The sequence below is a fragment of the Paenibacillus sp. FSL L8-0708 genome (genome assembly GCF_038009325.1).
GTDB lineage: Bacteria > Bacillota > Bacilli > Paenibacillales > Paenibacillaceae > Paenibacillus_AQ > Paenibacillus_AQ odorifer.
On sequence record NZ_JBBPBC010000001.1, the window covers coordinates 1,089,037 to 1,105,221 of the forward strand.

The following is a 16,185-nucleotide window of genomic DNA, read 5'->3' on the forward strand; positions in this document are numbered from 1 at the left end:
TTAATCAAATGAAGCTTTTTAGCGAAGGTGCTTTTCGCACTTTGTAATGCTGCTCATAGGCATAGGCTAGCTTGATAAGCGTAGGCTCCTGATAAGCTTTTGCTGAGAAGGTTACACCAAAGGGAGCGCCGGCCGAAGTGTATCCAGAAGGAACGACGATGGACGGATATCCTGCTCTGGAAGTAATTCTGGCGCCAAAATCGGCAGGGAACAGCAGGGCATCCAGAGTGTATTCTTTCATAGTGGCATCGATCCCTTCTTCCTTGCACAGCTTCAGGTCAGTCGCACGATGGCGTAAATATTGAGCTTCGCTTTGTGTGCCGGAGGAGGTATATTCCGCATCTATTAATGTAGCTTGACCAAATCTCAAAGTCTCCACAGGGTGTGCATGATTAAAATCAATAATATCCTTCAAGGTTCGCATAGGTGCTCCTGGACCCAAATGAGATAAATAAGCATTCAGTGCTGTTTTGAATTCGTTTAATACCACCGAAGAGTAACTAATTTCGCGGGCGGTCTTAATATCCGCAGGATCAATGATGGTCGCTCCAAGCTCTCTCATTCTGTCGACGGAAGCGTTGAACAAAGCAAGCTGCTCATCTGTGAGCTCCTCAAAATAATAATCACGTGGTATCCCAATCCGAGCGCCCTGCAAACCATTCGGATCAAGGAATACAGTATAATCCTCGTGGATTTTACCTGTATTTGTTCCCATAGCTGCATCGTGCTGATCCTTGCCCAGCATGGCGTTTAGCAGTAACACGGCATCATGAACGGTTCTAGCCATAGGGCCTGCGGTGTCTTGTGTATTGGAGAGCGGCAGGATTCCTGAACGGCTGAGCAGCCCCACGGTTGGCTTAATGCCGATGATGGAGCCCAAATTACCGGGATTAAGAATCGATCCCGAAGTTTCTGTGCCAACAGAGACCGTACAGAAATTACAAGCGACAGCTACTGCTGAACCCGCACTAGAGCCGCCGGTTGGCGTAGAAATATTGTAGGGGTTAAGGACTTGCCCGCCACGGGAGCTATAGCCGGAGGGCATGCCGTTCGTCATAAAATTGGCGAATTCGGTCATATTGGCTTTACCCATAATAATGGCGCCGGCTTCACGCAGCTTGGTAACTATAAACGCATCTTCCCCGGCAAAAGAATTCGCCAAAGCCAGCGAACCCGCACTTGTATGCATTTTGTCCCCAGTATTGATATTATCTTTCAATAACACAGGTATCCCGTGCAGGGGGCCGCGTGGGCCATTAATTGCCCGTTCCACATCCAGAGATTCTGCGATAAACAACGCATCAGGATTAATCTCCAGTACAGAGTTAATCGTCAGGCCGTTTTTGTCGTGATCAGCAATGCGTTCATAATACATGAGAACTAGTTGTTTTGACGTAATTTCTCCGGCTTCTAATGCAGCTTGGATGTCCGGTATGGTGGCCTCTACGATTTCAAAACTCATATGCGTTCACGCTTCTTTCCCTCTAGGATATGGCTTCTCCTTCATCTAACCATAATTTGGGTGTCGTTGGTAGTTTTCTTTTTAGACTTACATTTTGATTGGCCATTTGATATATTCAGGTGTGCATTGTAATTTTTTTATTTTTCTAGATTAGGAGCTAAATTAAGAACATGAAAAACCACAACTTTGCTTCAAAAATTATCACTTTTTTTGTGGTGATGATAAGTTTTGCTGTTTTATCTTCAAGTCAAGCCTTTGCGGAAGACAGTGATCTCAAATGTTATTTGGACGGTAAGCAATTACATTTTAATGTAAGTCCTATACTGAAAGATGGAGTTACATACGTACCTATGCGGGCGATCTTTGAAGCTTTAGGCGCAACTATTAAATGGGATAATCATGCGAAGTCGGTCTCAGCGGTTAAAGGGGATATTAACATTTTTTATCTGGTCAAGGAAGGAAGAGTAATTGTAAACGCCAAAGAGCATGAGCAAGTCTTAAAGGGTATCAATTTTCAAAATAATACACTAGTCCCTTTAAGATTTATTAGCGAAGTGTTGGGTAGTAGTGTCACTTGGGACGAAGGTACAAAATCTATTTACATAACCTCACCAGTTGCCGAGGAGAAGCTTATTGCCCCGGTCAACAGAACAATTTCAGTAGGAAGCCAAGAGCAATCAAAATCGTTATCAGATGAGAGAAACAGGTTTGTTATAATCGTAAAGCACTACGGAATTAAAAATAATCAGCTGTATAGCTTGCTCGAATTTTCTAACATGGATAATAAAGACATCTCAATAAATTTTAAGTCTGGTGATCAAAAAATCATAAAGACATTCTCAAAGGAAAAGGACCCCATGCCGACTCTGAAATTTGAAAATTGTACGGAAGTAACCCATAAAGTAGTTATCGATAATATTGGCGGGAATATATATAAAATCCCGGAATTTTCAGTTAATCAGGCGTGTGTCAGTTCCAACCAATCCCAACAAGATGCGCTTGATGTATGGCGGAACAACAATTCCGGCCTCTCGGAATTAGGCAGTAACCTCGTGTCTGTCCGTAAATATATTCAAGATCAGACGGGTGGGCTGCAAAACTTTGTGATCCCAGCCAATAAAGCTGAACAGCTGATCTTGGTCGCCCCAGTTGGAGGGAAGGATAGGTTGGTTGTGGAGGGCGGTTATTTTGTAGGAGGTCTATCAAATAAGACTATAGAATTCCAACTAGATTATGAAGTGGTTTCCGAGCTCGATTTGGGTATTTATAGTTACATATATACGGAACCTGTATATTAAGGATCGTTTTATTAGAAAAGAGGTGTCCGAACGGCCAAAATAAATGGCTGCTCAGACACCTCTTTTGTTGTGAGTGTGTAGATTAAAGTCTGACAATTACTCCTGCGCTGCTGTAAATCCCTCTTCCGCTAAATATTCTTTAGCTTCCTCAAGCGTTTCAAACGCCATCTCCAGATTGAGGTCGGCATAGACATACCATAAATCATCCTCAAGCTTTAGGGTTAGGGTTTGGCCCTCATCATTAGTCCAGAGTGTATCGGCAGTTGCCGCAGCCTTTTTCTTTCTTTTGCTGGCTACAGGAGCATCAGGAATGTAAATAGACAGTGAGGTGATGGAGGCATCCAGCAAACTACGCAGCTCGGATTCCGAGTAGTCGCGAATATTCACGAAGCCCTTATCGTCTGTCTCGTAGCCCCGCAGTAAGCCTGCGAACACATAGCCATTACCATTTGGATGCAGGTGAAAAGCCACGGTTTTCTTATCATGTTGGCTTTCCTCGTAGTGATAGTTCACGCGCCCAAGGGATACGTTTTTGCGTTCCAGCTGGGGGTAAGAGTCGAGAATCGCTAATTTTTGTTCAAAAGTAAGCATATACAGCCTCCGGTTTTCGGTGTGATTGTGCACATGATTATACCATGTCGCTGGATCGCAGACTATTTTTTAATCATCAAGCGGCAGAGACAGCACGAAGGTGCAGCCTTTGTCTGAGTGCTCCTCAAGCACGAGGCTTCCGTTCATAGATTCGGCCAGCAGACGGCTGAAGGTTAGGCCGAGTCCTAGACCACGCAGTGTGCTCTGCTTATCGCTGCCCCGGAAGAAGGCTTCGAAGACATGCTCACTATGATTGGATGAGATGCCAAGCCCGTTATCTTGAACACGGATTTCGGCAAAGCCATGACCTTGCTGCTCCAGCAGGTCTATCGTAAGCTGCACCCTTCGATCCGGAGCTTTGGCTTGTACGCTGTTATTAAGTAGATTGACGATAATCTGCTGGATACGAAGGGAGTCCCCACGCAAAAATAAGGGATTGATCGGCATATGAAGCACGGGTTCAGCAACATCTTCCGCCTGTGTCAGTTTCCATTGATATACGATTTCTGATAGTAGTGGTACGGCATCGAGTCGGTCGTGACGAACGGAAACCATTCCTGCAGTCAGGGCATTGTAATCCAGAAGGTCGGCTACCATTCGCTGCAACCGCCCAGCCTCCAGCAGGGCAATATCCAGAAATTCCGCAGCTTCATCACCTTCAACGACCCCTTCGCGGACGGCATGCACCAGGCCTTTAATAGAGGTTACGGGTGTTTTCAACTCGTGGGAGACTCCGGCCAGCATTACGGCTCGAGACTGCTCAAATTGCTGTAACTTGCCTGCCATCTCTTCAAAAGACATCATCAGCTCATGAATTTCCCGCTCTTTAGCATCCTTATCTAGAACGATATCATAACGGCCATGGCTGATTTGAGCCGCTGCCTCGACTACCTTCTGAATGGGTTTTGCCAGTTTACGAGATAAGAGGTAAATGGTTAGCCAACTTAAGATGATTAGAAACAGCAGCAGTATGGAGAAAAATATGATCTCCTCCTGTGGAATATGCCGCAGTGATTTTTTGGATTGCAGGACAATAACCTGTCCCAGTGTTTTGTCATCCGAATTTATGGGAGCCACAGCAGCTTTGAACTCCGGACTGCGGGAGTCGTTCAGGCTATCATTTAGCTTATATCTCATTTCCTTGTCAGTTAGAGGTGGCAGGGAGAATAGCATTTGACCTTGTTGATCAGTAATGATCACGCACATCTCTATGGTTAACTTGAAAAACCGCTTCCGGTCTTCGATCAGTTTTTCGAGATTATGGCTGATTTCAATGGAGCCTTCCATATTTAAGCTGCGATCTGCAATCTCCTGTGCCAAAAGCCCCGCAGTCTGCAGACGATTGCTCATAGCCTCCTGACGGATCCACCATAATGTAGCTAAAGCTGTGAGGAGCAGGCCTACACTAATAATGAGTAGATAACGTATCGTCCAGTAAGAAAGGATAGAGGTACGTTTGGCGTTGTTTCTCTTTAAGTTGTCCATAATTGATATCCCGTCCCCCTTAGGGTACGGATTTCCCCCTCACTAGTTGGCCAGTGCGACAACGCTTGGCGTAGTCTTTTGATCGACAAATCTACCGCCCGGTCGCTTCCTTCATAATCCATTTCCCATACAAATTCTATTAATTGCTCACGCGTACAAATCTGATTAGGTCTTTCAGCGAGAAATAACAGCACTGACATATCCCGAGGACTAAGACTCAGCTCAGCCCCATTTAAAAAGACAGCACGTGCTGTGAAGTCGATAAACAAACTGCCATAATGCCGTTTACGGCTGCCATCAGACCACTGCGAGGGACGGCGTAAGACAGCGTTCACGCGTGCTACCACTTCCTCGGGAATAAAAGGTTTAGACATATAATCATCCGCACCACCGTCGAGGCCGGCTAGCCGGTCATTGATCCCATCTCTTGCCGTCAGCATGATCACAGGGCAGCTGCTTTTTTCACGGATGAGCTTAAGCAGTTCAAAGCCGTCCATGTTTGGCAGCATGATGTCTAGTAATACTAATGAAGGAGGAGATATAGCAAAAGACTCCAGCGCAGCGCGTCCATCGGCTACACGGGTGACTTGAAAGCCTGCTTTTTTCAGATAAGCACTGAGGACCCTAGAGATGGCTTCTTCATCTTCTACAACAAGAATGGATTTCGTCAAATTGGAGTACCTCCAGTCCATAAAATTTACGACAAGTTTAACACATCATAGCCCGTTCTGCTCTGACTTCTTCCCGACATATTGCTTTGTTAGAATGAGGGACGAGCTTGAAAGCATACAGAAATTATGAATATTGGAGGGAACAGGATGAAGAGAAAAAGAATAGCCTTGATCGCTGCAGGAGTTATTATCGTAGGAGTAGTCACAGGTTATACATTACTGGATAAATCGCTGGGCAATAATGTAGAGATCGAGTCCGTGATTCCAAATCAAGCAACCACAGCAGATGCTGGAGAGACAACAAATAACACTGGAGCATCAGCAGGGGTGGCGGTCACAGCCGAACAATTAAACGGGGATTGGACCCTTGCGGAAACCTCTAAAGTCTATTGGTCAGTGACGACCTCTAAAGAGACAGTAAACTTCGTAGACAACAAAGTTCAGGGTACCTGGAAGGTAAATATAGAGGATTCTACTTCGATGGCCGGGGAAGGGACAGTGGATATGAGCGCTCTGGATTCTGGCAATAGCCAACGGGACGAGCATGTAAAAGGAGAGGATTTTCTATCCGTTACGGAATTTCCACAATCCACGTTTGTAGTGAAGTCATTTTCGGAGCTGCCGGCAGAATGGACTGAAGGAGCAACTGTGCCTGTTGAAATGCAGGGGACGCTTACCGTAAAAGGAGTAGAAAAGGACGTCACCTTTCAGTCGCAAGCGGTGTATAGCGGGGGACAGTTGATGTTGTCGGGAACGACAACAGTGGCCTTTTCTGACTTTGGTCTAAGCAATCCCCACACCGTTGTGCTGGATACAGAAAATAATCTTGAGGTTCGCTTGGAACTTGTGCTGACAAAATAGTAGCTCTTTCGTAAGGATAACGCTGCTGTGAAATTTATAGAGAGACTGTACTGAAGAGATTTTCCCAGGCTGTGTTGGCTTTTGGGAGAGTCTCTTTGGTTTGGAATGAATTGTATGTTTTAATAGTAGTATCTGTCGAATAACTAGCAATAGTGGAGGTGTTCTTTGTGATCAAGGTGGCGGCAGCAATTATACATAATGAAGAAGGGCAGATTCTTATTGCCCGGCGGCGGCAAGGTAAATCGCAGGCAGGTCTGTGGGAATTTCCTGGTGGCAAAATAGAGCAGGATGAGAGCATCGCAGAGTGTCTGCAAAGAGAGCTTCAGGAAGAGATGGGGATCACAATCCTTCCCTATGAGAGCTTTGGCATGAACGAGCATAACTATGGAGAGATAAAGATCCAATTGATTGCTTGGAAAGCGCGGTATCAGGGAGGTGTAATTGATCTGGTCGATCACGACGAACATAGGTGGGTGCTTCCGGCTGAACTGGATCAGTTCATGTTTGCTCCGGCTGATCTTCCTTTTGTAGAACGTCTAGTGATGGAATCAAAGCCGGATTGAAGGGAGATATAATATAATGTAGAAGAAAGGAAGAGCTTAAATGCCTGTATATGAAAAGCTAGTGCGTGACGGCATCCCCGATTTGATAGCTTCTCAAGGTAAAGATTTTAACACAAGGATATTAGAGTCCAAAGAATACATAACTGAACTACGTAAAAAATTGCAAGAAGAGTCGAAGGAATATTTTCAGGCAGCAAGTGATGAAGAAGCTCTGGAGGAGCTTGCCGATATGCTGGAAGTGATTCAGGCTCTGGCGGAGACACACGGGAGCAATAGCGTGGAGCTGGAGAAGCAACGTGCAGAGAAAGCTAAACGTCGCGGTGGATTTAAGAAGGGGATATATCTGATTGAAGTGGAAGGAGGGTAAAACGTTGTTCAAAACCAAACTGACGATGATCTTAAGCAGTGTGGTGGCCTTGATTCCTGTAGCTATTTATTTATTCCTTTATTCCAAAATGCCGGATACCGTGCCGATTCATTATGATGGGAACATGGCTGATCGATTTGTAAGTAAAGCTAGTCTGGAGGTTATTTTGCAAAGCGGGCTGGGTTGTTTGGGATTCATAATCATGAAGCTTTTACAGTTCCTTTTGCAAAAAGCGTTTATTCAAAGCTCTAACGAGCACTCAGCGGCCTTGAGCAAGATCTGGAATATTGCTATTTTGGTGGTGACGGTGGTGTTTGCTGGCATCAGTTCCTATACATTCATTAGAATGGTCTGATAGAATTAAAGAGACTTAGCAGAAGGATTAGGAGGAACATGCAAATGAAAATGGATAACGCTTACAAGGTGAGATGGGGAATTATTAGCACAGGCTGGATTGCTCATCAATTTGTTACTGATTTGGCGCATGCCAGTAATGGTGTGGCTTATGCCGTTGGGTCAAGATCTCAGGAAAGTGCCGATGAATTTGCTAAAAATCATGGGATTCCGCATGCCTATGCAACCTATGAGGAATTGCTGAATGACCCGAATGTAGACGCGGTATATATTGGAACGCCGCATCCTTTTCACAAAGAAAATGCTTTAATGGCGCTGCGTGCAGGCAAAGCTGTCCTGTGTGAGAAACCTTTTACCGTAAACAGCGGTGAATTGGAAGAAGTTGTGGCCTATGCTAGAGCACATAAGCTATTCCTGATGGAGGCAATGTGGAGTCGCTACATCCCGGCGATTGTGAAGGTTAGAGAATGGATTGCTGAGGGTAGAATCGGTGATGTTCGTTTGGTGAAGGCAGACCTAGGGTTTCGTACCGACTGGAACCCGGAAGGCAGATTGCTGAATCCGAAGCTGGGCGGGGGGGCGCTGCTGGATGTGGGGATTTATCCGGTTTCTTTTGCCTCCATGGTGTTTGGACCTCATCCTGAGTCTATTTCCAGCACAGTGCACATAGGTGAGACTGGAGTGGACGAGCATTTCTCGATGCTGTTGTCATATGGTAACGGGAAAACCGCTTCGTTGAACGGTGGTATTCGTCTTAACATGTTGGAGGAAGCGCATGTGTTTGGCACAGAAGGCCGTATTATTGTAGAGGGTACATTAGTGAACCCGAAATCGGCTGCGCTTTATATAGGAGATGAGAAGGTAGAGAGCTTTGTGGACGACCGTGCTTCTATTGGATATTGTTTTGAAGCGGAGGAAGTAGGACGTTGTCTTCAGGCAGGGCTTACAGAGAGTCCGGTGATGACATTGGATGAATCGTTAGCGATTCTGAAACTGCTGGATCAAGTGCGTGCACAGTGGGGGCTTAAATACCCTGGAGAGTAATTAAAATATAAATTAAACACCCCTCGGTGCAGTGCTACACAAGTAGCTCCGAGGGGTGTTGTTATATTAACTCAGCTGCGCTAGTTCTGATTATTGGCGTTTTTGCCTGCCTGGACCCAGCCGGCCACTTCAACGGTACGCTTCGCTTGATGAAAAACAGCGTCACGGATCCGATCCTGATCTTCGATCATTTTACCGTCTCCATCTACACTGACACTTGTTCCGTAAGGGTTGCCTCCCGCACCAAATGTGACTGGATCGGTATAACCGGGTGCTGCAACAATGGCTCCCCAGTGATACATCGACGTGTAGAGTGCCAAAATCGTAGCTTCTTGTCCACCATGCGGGTTCTGTGCTGAGCTCATGGCGCTGACGACTTTGTTTACTGTTAATCCTTTGCCCCAAATACCACCGGTTGTATCAATGAACTGCTTCATCTGGGAAGCAATGTTACCGTAACGGGTTGGGGAACTGAAAATAATCGCATCCGCTTCGACTATATCGTCGGGTGTGGCGACTGGGATATCTTTTGTTTTTTCAGCTAGGGCTTTCATGGCTGGATTTGCTTGAATTTTGTCCTCGGGGACCAGTTCCTGCACCTTCAGCAGTTTTACCTCAGCTCCTGCTTTTTCTGCGCTTTCCGCGGCCCATTGTGCTAGCTGGTAGTTAGTTCCTGTGGCACTGTAGTAGATGACAGCTAATTTGATTTTTGACATGCTGTAGTCATTCCCTTCGAGTGTAGTTCCATACTATTAATTACCCTAATGGTGTCTTTATAACCCAGAATGAAATCAATCTATTCGAACTGGACAGACAGATGTCCACTTTGCCTGTATATACTAAGTTCAAGCACAGGAAATGAGGGAGAATGGATGAATACTTATTTTGTAGAGAAAGCAAAAATGACCTTGGCGGGGGTTAGCATACGCACAACTAATGAAGCAGAAATGGGACCTGATGGAGGTTTGTCGCAGCTGTGGGAAACTTATTTTCAGAGTAATATTGCGGGGCAGATAGCTACGGTAAATCCTGAGTATATCTATGCTTTGTATACGGATTATGAGAGTGATGCGAACGGAGCGTATACCGTTGTGATCGGGCATGAAGTAGCTGAGGAGAGACATATAGAGGGAAGGCAGCTAGAGGAAGGCGAGCTAGAGGAAAACGAGCTAGTGGAAAGCGAGCTAGAGGAAAGCAAGCTAGAGAAAAGCGAACTAGAGGAAAGCGAACTAGTGGAAAACCAGTTCACCTATGCGGCTGTACCGGAGAGCAAATACATGGTTTTTAAGACGAAAAAAGGTCCGGTATTTGAAGTAGTCGCGCAAGCGTGGGGGGAGATTTGGGTGTACTTTAAGGAGTCTGGGGAGGTAAGAACTTACACGGGGGATTTTGAAATTTATGATTCACGGAATTTTGACCCTGCTGACACGCAGGTTGAGATTTATATTGCGATTGAATAGATAGGGGAAGGATGGTTTTGTGTGCTTAGTGGGTTAAGTGCTTAAGCGGGAGATTTTAGGGAAAGTGTTATAGGAAGTGTTTATAGGGAAAAAGGGATTTAAGGGATTTGCTTCTGACAGTAGTATCAAGCAACTTGCGAGAGAAAGGGGGCTGCCGAGAGGTAGTCCCTATTTTTGCTGACGGCCAGGTACCGGGGAGAAGGGTTACTTGACGGTGGAAGAGAATATTCTCGGGATGTGTTGTTAATCTTTGCTGAGGCTTGCATTTAGGCAGACGGGGGGAGACATAAGAAAAGCCCTAGAGTATATATACTTAACTAATGTGTCTGCGGAAAAATATACGGTAAAAATCCCGTAGATTTGCTGGATTGGGCTCAAGTGGCGGGGATGTACGGTAAAAATCCCGTAGATTTGCTGGATTGGGCTCAAGTGGCGGGGATGTACGGTAAAAATCCCGTAGATTTGCTGGATTGGGCAGAAGTGGCGAGAATGAACGGTAAAAATCCCGTAGATTTGCTGGATTGGGCTCAAGTGGCGCGAATGAACGGTAAAAATACTCTACATCAGCTGCAAAGCGTCGAATTTGTCAGAAATAGGAGCAAAAATGCTCTATATTAGCCGCCCCGAGCCAAAGTAGCAAGAAAGAGAGGCAAAAGTGCCCTACATTAGCCGCCCCGAGCTAAAATAGCAGGAAAGAGAGTCAAAAATGCCCTACATTAGCGGCAAACGCCGCTTGGACCTAGTCAAAGTTAGTTTGATGGAGGAGCTAGTGGAACTGTTGTTGTTAGTGGAGTTAATGCGCTTAAGGAACTGATTCAGTTGGTGAAACTAACGGAGTTGATAGAGCTAATGTAACTGTAGAAGTTAATGTAGTCGGCAAAGCTAGTTAGTTAAGCAAATGTGGTTGATGGAACTGAGGTGATTGGTGAAGCTGTTGTAGTTCATGTAGTTCATGTAGTTTATGTAGTTTATGTAGTTCATGTAGTTCATGGAACTCATTGAGTCGGCGGATCCGATAGAGTTGAAGTAGAGATGACCAATTAGCCAACACACAAATATACAGAAATGGAGAATGCCAAATGGGAAAACAATTTACCGCTATACTACCTGTACATGAAGCGTTTATTCTTCGGCAGCACCTATTTTTCGTAGGGTCAGCGCCGCTTTCAGAAGATGGGCATGTTAACCTTTCGCCGAAAGGACATGATTGTTTTCGGATATTGTCTCCTAATCAGGTGGCCTATCTAGACATGACTGGCAGCGGTAATGAGACGAGCGCGCATCTGCTGGAAAATGGAAGAGTGACGGTTATGTTTTGTGCGTTTGAGGGGCCGCCTAATATTTTAAGACTGTATGGAACAGGGGCTGTGATTTTGCCTGAATCAGGAGAATGGGAAACACTGTCCCCTTTGTTTACATCTCTGCCTGGAGCTAGACAGATCATTTTGATAGATGTTCATAAAGTACAGACTTCCTGCGGATTTTCGGTCCCATTCATGAGTTATGCGGGTGAGCGGGATACGTTGCAGCGTTGGTCTATCCAAAAGGGCGAGGCAGGCCTGAAAGAATATAGACAAGAGAAAAACACTAAGAGTATAGACGGGCTACCCACACCTCTTGGACAAAAAAACTGACCAGAGAGGGTCTCCCATACTTATGGTCAGTAGAAGGAAGGCACAAACCATAGGGTTGCTTACTTAAGTCATTAAAAGTTGTCTGCTTCGTATATGTACACCCAAGTCGCTATAGTTGCTTGACTACTCATTATAAATGTTCACTAGGTGGATACAGTGTATGCTATAAACCATTACATTCGATCTCATTAGGCAAAGTAATAAGCTAATTGAACGCAACAAGTAATCCGTAATCCTGTAACCTGTAATCCCGTAATCAAAAAAATGAAGGACATAAGGGTGACGATTCTTTTGGCATCCCATTGGAGGGTTTTTTAGAGTGTCTTTCCCTATTTAATAGTCTATTAAACTTATTGCTTTTACTGTTATTTCTATCATCGCATGCTCGTTTATTTAAACTTATAATGAAGGCGATGGGATGGGCTGCTTTTCCATCAATCATCGTTTACATTCTCATGTAGAAATCATTTGAAACGTAGATTAATAAACGGACAAAGGAGATACAGCATGCTGCCATCACTCGCATTTCTTAAACGTCAATTAGAGGGGATTTTACGCAATAAATTTGCACAGGGGCATCAAACCTCGGGTTATTTAGCCAAGCTGGAACAGCTTCCCGCAAGCTATGATGCCTATCTGGAATTCGCTCATAGCTTGGTGGCCATTCCAATGAGGGACAATTGGCCTTACTATGAACCAAACGATTTACAAGAGATATGGAAGGAATGCGATCCGGCACGACCTTTAGGCCAAGTCGGAATCTTGAATCTTAAGGATAGCTCCAAGCGTGTGGAGGCGGGATTCCTCGCTTCAGTCTGTGGTTCAATGCTAGGCAAACCGATTGAGGTAAACCCCAGCTTGTCGGAATTACGTAAAGCTTTAACTTCTGTAGGGGAATGGCCACTGAATGATTACATTTCTGATGAAGTTCTCCATGCTTTGGATCGTCGACATTGGTCTTGGTTTGAGACGACGCGGGGGCGGATTCGTTATGTGGCACCTGATGATGATATCAATTACACATTAATGGGAATGATGGCGTTAGAACAATTTGGCGATGGTTTTACGAAAAGAAATTTAAGAGATTTATGGATAAATCATCTTCCGATAAGTACTACTTGGGGGCCGGAGAGGGCCATCTTGCTTCGATCGGGGATTAGCTATCTGGAGCATGATAGAGAACTATTCAATCATTCTGAAATAGAGGCTTGGCCCGACTTCATGGTGCAAGATACAGAACTATGCGGAGCAGCGATTCGCGCAGATGCTTACGGTTATGCCTGCCCCGGTCAACCCGCTCTTGCCGCTGAGCTAGCTTGGCGTGATGCAAGTTTTACACATCGCCGGACGGGGATCTACGCCACGATGTTCATCGCCGCTGCGATTGCAGTTGCGCAAGTGCTGCGCGATCCTATTAAAATAATAAGTACTGCACTGCAATTCGTACCTGGAAGGAGCCGATTCTATGAGATTACTCAGGATTGCCTGCAGAGGGTAGCGAATGCAGATAACTGGCTGGAAGCTTATCAGAGCATTAACCATAAGTATGCAAATTATAGTCACTGTCAGGTTTATCAGGAAATAGGTACCTTAATTAATACATTTCGATTTGCAGACAATGTCGGTGACGGGATATGCAAGCAGGTGATGCAAGGCAACGATACGGATAGTTTTGGAGCAACAGCAGGCTCTCTGCTCGGGGTTTATTTCGGTTCTGACAGCCTGGAAACAAGATGGCTTGAGCCTTTCCAAGACCGGATTCATACGGGATTATCTAATTTTCATGAGCAAAAGCTATCCCGTTTGGCTGAGCGGATGGGGCGTTTGCCAGAGCTGTTGCATACTCACCAACATCGAATTGAACCCAGCGAGCTCTATGTAAACGAGAACACCGATTTAAACCTTTGAATTTGATTTCATCAAAAAAATGGTTAAGTGGGACCTATATAGAAGTGCTTTAGAAATTAAAAGTGCCAATTGAGTAGCTGAGTAAAAGTCACCGTGCTTAATGCAATACGACATTATCCCGTAACAGGTTACTTTTTGATTTTTTTCATCTATCCATAGACTGCTAGTACATGGAAAAAAAGACACCAACCCCCGGTTAGTGTCTTTTTGTCTAGCAACAGGTACTGCTAACAATGGCAAATTTGCTTGAAGATGTTACATCAAACGTAGATAACATAAGGGATGATGCGTAACCAATGGTGTGAAAGCGTCTAGAGCAGATTACTTGAAAGTTCAATGGATTGTTAAAAACATCCACAATAGGTAAATCAACGAGACTTAGACTACAGGATAATTACGAATGATTAACGAGCTATGTGATCTTCATGGCATTACGTACCTATTAACCATCGAAGCGCTGTTCAACGCTAGTTGCTATAAGTGGTGGAGCTTACAGGATCGTCGAGCCGACACAAAGACAAGGTTATCCCGTATGCCGTATGCCGTATGCCGTATCCTGTATCCTGTATCCTGTATCCCGTATCCCGCATGCCGTATCCCGTATCCCGTATGCTATATCCCGTATGCCGTATCCCGTATCCTGTATCCTGTATCCCAAATCCCTACCGCCCAAAGCTCATGCTACCTACGGATTCCACTATAAACACAGGCACATATTGCTCGCCCATGTCTGTTCCAACGAGCTCATATCCATTCTGATATTGGCCACTAACTAACACGTTACCTGTAACGGAACCCACTTCTCCTTGGAGCAAAATATAAATCCCATCCGAGTAAGCCAGACTATTGCCGAAGTTATCTACGACGATCTCACAATGAAAAGAGACCTTTTCAAAAGGATGAGTGGTCAGATCCGCAGCTGAGATTACGGCATACTCCTGAACAATCTCCGCGAATTGATAGATGCCGTCTACTTTACGGTAAAGTGCCGTTTGCCCGTCAACACCGTCTCCAAGATCTGCATTAGGCACGAGAATAGAGTCATCCGGCTGCAGTTCATAACTATCACCAGCTAAAGAAAATAACTGCGAAATACCATTCGATTTCATCTCATACGCTGTGAAAAGGGTGCGTCCACCTTCAACCTCAGATTGGGCTAAAACCACAGGTACACCTGAAGAGGTTGCCAACTGTTCATTAAAAGTAAGACTGCGCAGACTCTCGAAGCGTGGCAAGCTGTTTCCGGTTAATGTGACCACATTGTCGTCGTTATTCATCGCGGCATAATAGAGCACGCCACTGTTATCCGTCCCGGCGACGATCACTTTTGTACCTAATAGTCCTTTGCGGGAGATGACGTTGTCGTATTTGTCTTGCTCTTCACCGCCAGGAAGGAGGCGAAAAGGCTCTGCAATATTCCAGGCCAGCCTAGCAGCGGCAATGTTTGTCGAAGTATCTTCTAGCGGGGCAAGATCTCCGTATAATTGTATCGCCTCGGCATATTGACCTTTAGTAGTCAGACGTTTGGCATTTTTTAGTAGCTTAGCCTTAGTGGTATCGATCAAAGTCAGCACCTTTGATGAAGTGATACCTGCCGATCCTGCAAAATTACGATAAGCTACAGCATGCCCTGCAAAAGCTGTGATATTGTCACCTTCAAGATCCTTGTTCAGGATGATCTTCCCGCTGCTTTCTGCTTGTTGAAGTACCCAAGGAGCTTCGTAATTATGCTGGCTATAAGCACTCATCAGGGACAGGGTGCTTTCCAGCATGCCGGTAAAGTTTCCTGCTCCTGCTAAGGATTTTAATATAGCTGTGTCATGGCTTTTAAACTTTGAGGCTAGTAAATCCTCTTTGGAAGCTGTACTTCCATAATAAGCATCAGGAATCTGCAAAAGATTCCATTTGAAGTTCTCTTCATTACTCACCCCTCCGCTCTGGTTCTGGGCAAGCTCGGCAAGGAACTGCTCCTTAAACTGACGGAAATAAGAGGTGAACTGGTCTGAAATGCCTGAGGCCGACGATAACTGGCGATAATAGGATTCATAGGAACCGCCTGGCTTCATATATGTAGCTTTTAAACTGAGCAGAGCTTGATAGCTCTTCATAAATCCGTCAAAATCCTTAGTCGCTGCCTCCTCCTTAGTAGAGGCTACCAAATCATTCAGAACTTTGCGGATGTCTGTGATTGGAGCTAATTCATCCAGACGTTTTGCGACTCTTTCTTCCTGGTAATCAATGGAATAGTTGGCCGCTGCTTGACGGTACTGATCCTCTGCATTAATCAGATCCCCGGCAGCGTAGAGACGGTCGGCTTCTTTGGTGATTTGTATTTTATCTGCGATGAGAAAAACCTTCTGTCCAAGCAGCACAAGCATGCATATACACAAAATGATCATAAAGTTTCGCAGGGTTATTAATTGTTTGAACGTCATATAGAGTAGCCTCTTTTTTCAAAATATAAGAAAGCCTAAGAAAGTATAAGTT

The 16,185-nt window shown here is 45.1% G+C and carries 16 protein-coding genes; 10 read left to right on the forward strand and 6 right to left on the reverse strand.

The window, feature by feature from the left end:
• Window positions 1-4 precede the first annotated feature (4 nt).
• Entirely contained in the window at window positions 5-1,462 is a 1,458-nt protein-coding gene (locus NYE58_RS04875) for an amidase family protein (RefSeq protein ID WP_076219585.1), read from the reverse strand.
• Between the two features lie 170 nt (window positions 1,463-1,632).
• On the opposite strand from NYE58_RS04875, the gene NYE58_RS04880 reads away from it, so the two are divergent.
• Complete coding sequence (locus NYE58_RS04880) at window positions 1,633-2,760, forward strand: copper amine oxidase N-terminal domain-containing protein (RefSeq protein ID WP_341001222.1); 1,128 nt, start codon at window positions 1,633-1,635, stop codon at window positions 2,758-2,760.
• Between the two features lie 96 nt (window positions 2,761-2,856).
• On the opposite strand, the gene NYE58_RS04885 is transcribed toward NYE58_RS04880, so the two are convergent.
• The 3 genes from NYE58_RS04885 to NYE58_RS04895 form a co-directional block, all read right to left on the reverse strand.
• Complete coding sequence (locus NYE58_RS04885; RefSeq protein WP_076099543.1) at window positions 2,857-3,351, reverse strand: hypothetical protein; 495 nt, start codon at window positions 3,349-3,351, stop codon at window positions 2,857-2,859.
• Window positions 3,352-3,420: 69 nt separating this feature from the next.
• Window positions 3,421-4,836, reverse strand: coding sequence for a HAMP domain-containing sensor histidine kinase (locus tag NYE58_RS04890; RefSeq protein ID WP_076276817.1), 1,416 nt, complete (start codon window positions 4,834-4,836; stop codon window positions 3,421-3,423).
• Window positions 4,824-5,507 carry a response regulator transcription factor gene (locus tag NYE58_RS04895; protein WP_232061150.1) on the reverse strand — a complete coding sequence of 228 codons (684 nt, stop codon included), beginning with the start codon at window positions 5,505-5,507 and terminating at the stop codon, window positions 4,824-4,826. Before NYE58_RS04895 ends, NYE58_RS04890 begins: the two co-directional genes overlap by 13 nt.
• Window positions 5,508-5,654: 147 nt before the next feature.
• Here NYE58_RS04895 and NYE58_RS04900 point away from each other — a divergent pair, with 147 nt between their 5' ends.
• The 5 genes from NYE58_RS04900 (at window position 5,655) to NYE58_RS04920 (ending at window position 8,696) form a co-directional block, all read left to right on the forward strand.
• On the forward strand, window positions 5,655-6,368 hold the full coding sequence (locus tag NYE58_RS04900; RefSeq protein ID WP_076219582.1) for a YceI family protein: 714 nt from the start codon (window positions 5,655-5,657) through the stop codon (window positions 6,366-6,368).
• Between the two features lie 167 nt (window positions 6,369-6,535).
• Window positions 6,536-6,931, forward strand: a complete 396-nt coding sequence (gene mutT / locus NYE58_RS04905; RefSeq protein ID WP_076185009.1) for an 8-oxo-dGTP diphosphatase MutT — start codon at window positions 6,536-6,538, stop codon at window positions 6,929-6,931.
• A 40-nt stretch (window positions 6,932-6,971) separates the two neighbouring features.
• Complete coding sequence (locus tag NYE58_RS04910; RefSeq protein WP_076276819.1) at window positions 6,972-7,298, forward strand: nucleoside triphosphate pyrophosphohydrolase; 327 nt, start codon at window positions 6,972-6,974, stop codon at window positions 7,296-7,298.
• A 4-nt stretch (window positions 7,299-7,302) separates the two neighbouring features.
• Window positions 7,303-7,653: a DUF1648 domain-containing protein gene (locus tag NYE58_RS04915; protein WP_081387265.1), complete on the forward strand. Its 351-nt coding sequence runs from the start codon at window positions 7,303-7,305 to the stop codon at window positions 7,651-7,653.
• A gap of 44 nt (window positions 7,654-7,697) precedes the next feature.
• Window positions 7,698-8,696 carry a Gfo/Idh/MocA family protein gene (locus NYE58_RS04920; protein WP_370511268.1) on the forward strand — a complete coding sequence of 333 codons (999 nt, stop codon included), beginning with the start codon at window positions 7,698-7,700 and terminating at the stop codon, window positions 8,694-8,696.
• Window positions 8,697-8,776: 80 nt separating this feature from the next.
• Here NYE58_RS04920 and wrbA read toward each other — a convergent pair whose 3' ends face one another.
• Window positions 8,777-9,412 carry an NAD(P)H:quinone oxidoreductase type IV gene (wrbA, locus tag NYE58_RS04925; RefSeq protein ID WP_076138996.1) on the reverse strand — a complete coding sequence of 212 codons (636 nt, stop codon included), beginning with the start codon at window positions 9,410-9,412 and terminating at the stop codon, window positions 8,777-8,779.
• A 156-nt stretch (window positions 9,413-9,568) separates the two neighbouring features.
• On the opposite strand from wrbA, the gene NYE58_RS04930 reads away from it, so the two are divergent.
• The 4 genes from NYE58_RS04930 (at window position 9,569) to NYE58_RS04945 (ending at window position 13,698) form a co-directional block, all read left to right on the forward strand.
• Window positions 9,569-10,156, forward strand: coding sequence for a GyrI-like domain-containing protein (locus NYE58_RS04930; RefSeq protein WP_341001223.1), 588 nt, complete (start codon window positions 9,569-9,571; stop codon window positions 10,154-10,156).
• A 360-nt stretch (window positions 10,157-10,516) separates the two neighbouring features.
• A complete protein-coding gene (locus tag NYE58_RS04935) occupies window positions 10,517-10,774 on the forward strand; it encodes a hypothetical protein (protein ID WP_341001224.1) in 258 nt (85 codons plus the stop codon).
• 461 nt (window positions 10,775-11,235) lie between these two features.
• On the forward strand, window positions 11,236-11,790 hold the full coding sequence (locus NYE58_RS04940) for a pyridoxamine 5'-phosphate oxidase family protein (protein ID WP_076308981.1): 555 nt from the start codon (window positions 11,236-11,238) through the stop codon (window positions 11,788-11,790).
• A gap of 507 nt (window positions 11,791-12,297) precedes the next feature.
• Window positions 12,298-13,698 (forward strand): ADP-ribosylglycohydrolase family protein, encoded by a 1,401-nt coding sequence (locus tag NYE58_RS04945; RefSeq protein WP_341001225.1) that lies wholly within the window; start codon window positions 12,298-12,300, stop codon window positions 13,696-13,698.
• A gap of 662 nt (window positions 13,699-14,360) precedes the next feature.
• Here the strand turns inward: NYE58_RS04945 and NYE58_RS04950 are convergent.
• Window positions 14,361-16,133, reverse strand: coding sequence for a hypothetical protein (locus NYE58_RS04950; protein ID WP_341001226.1), 1,773 nt, complete (start codon window positions 16,131-16,133; stop codon window positions 14,361-14,363).
• Window positions 16,134-16,185: the final 52 nt, after the last annotated feature.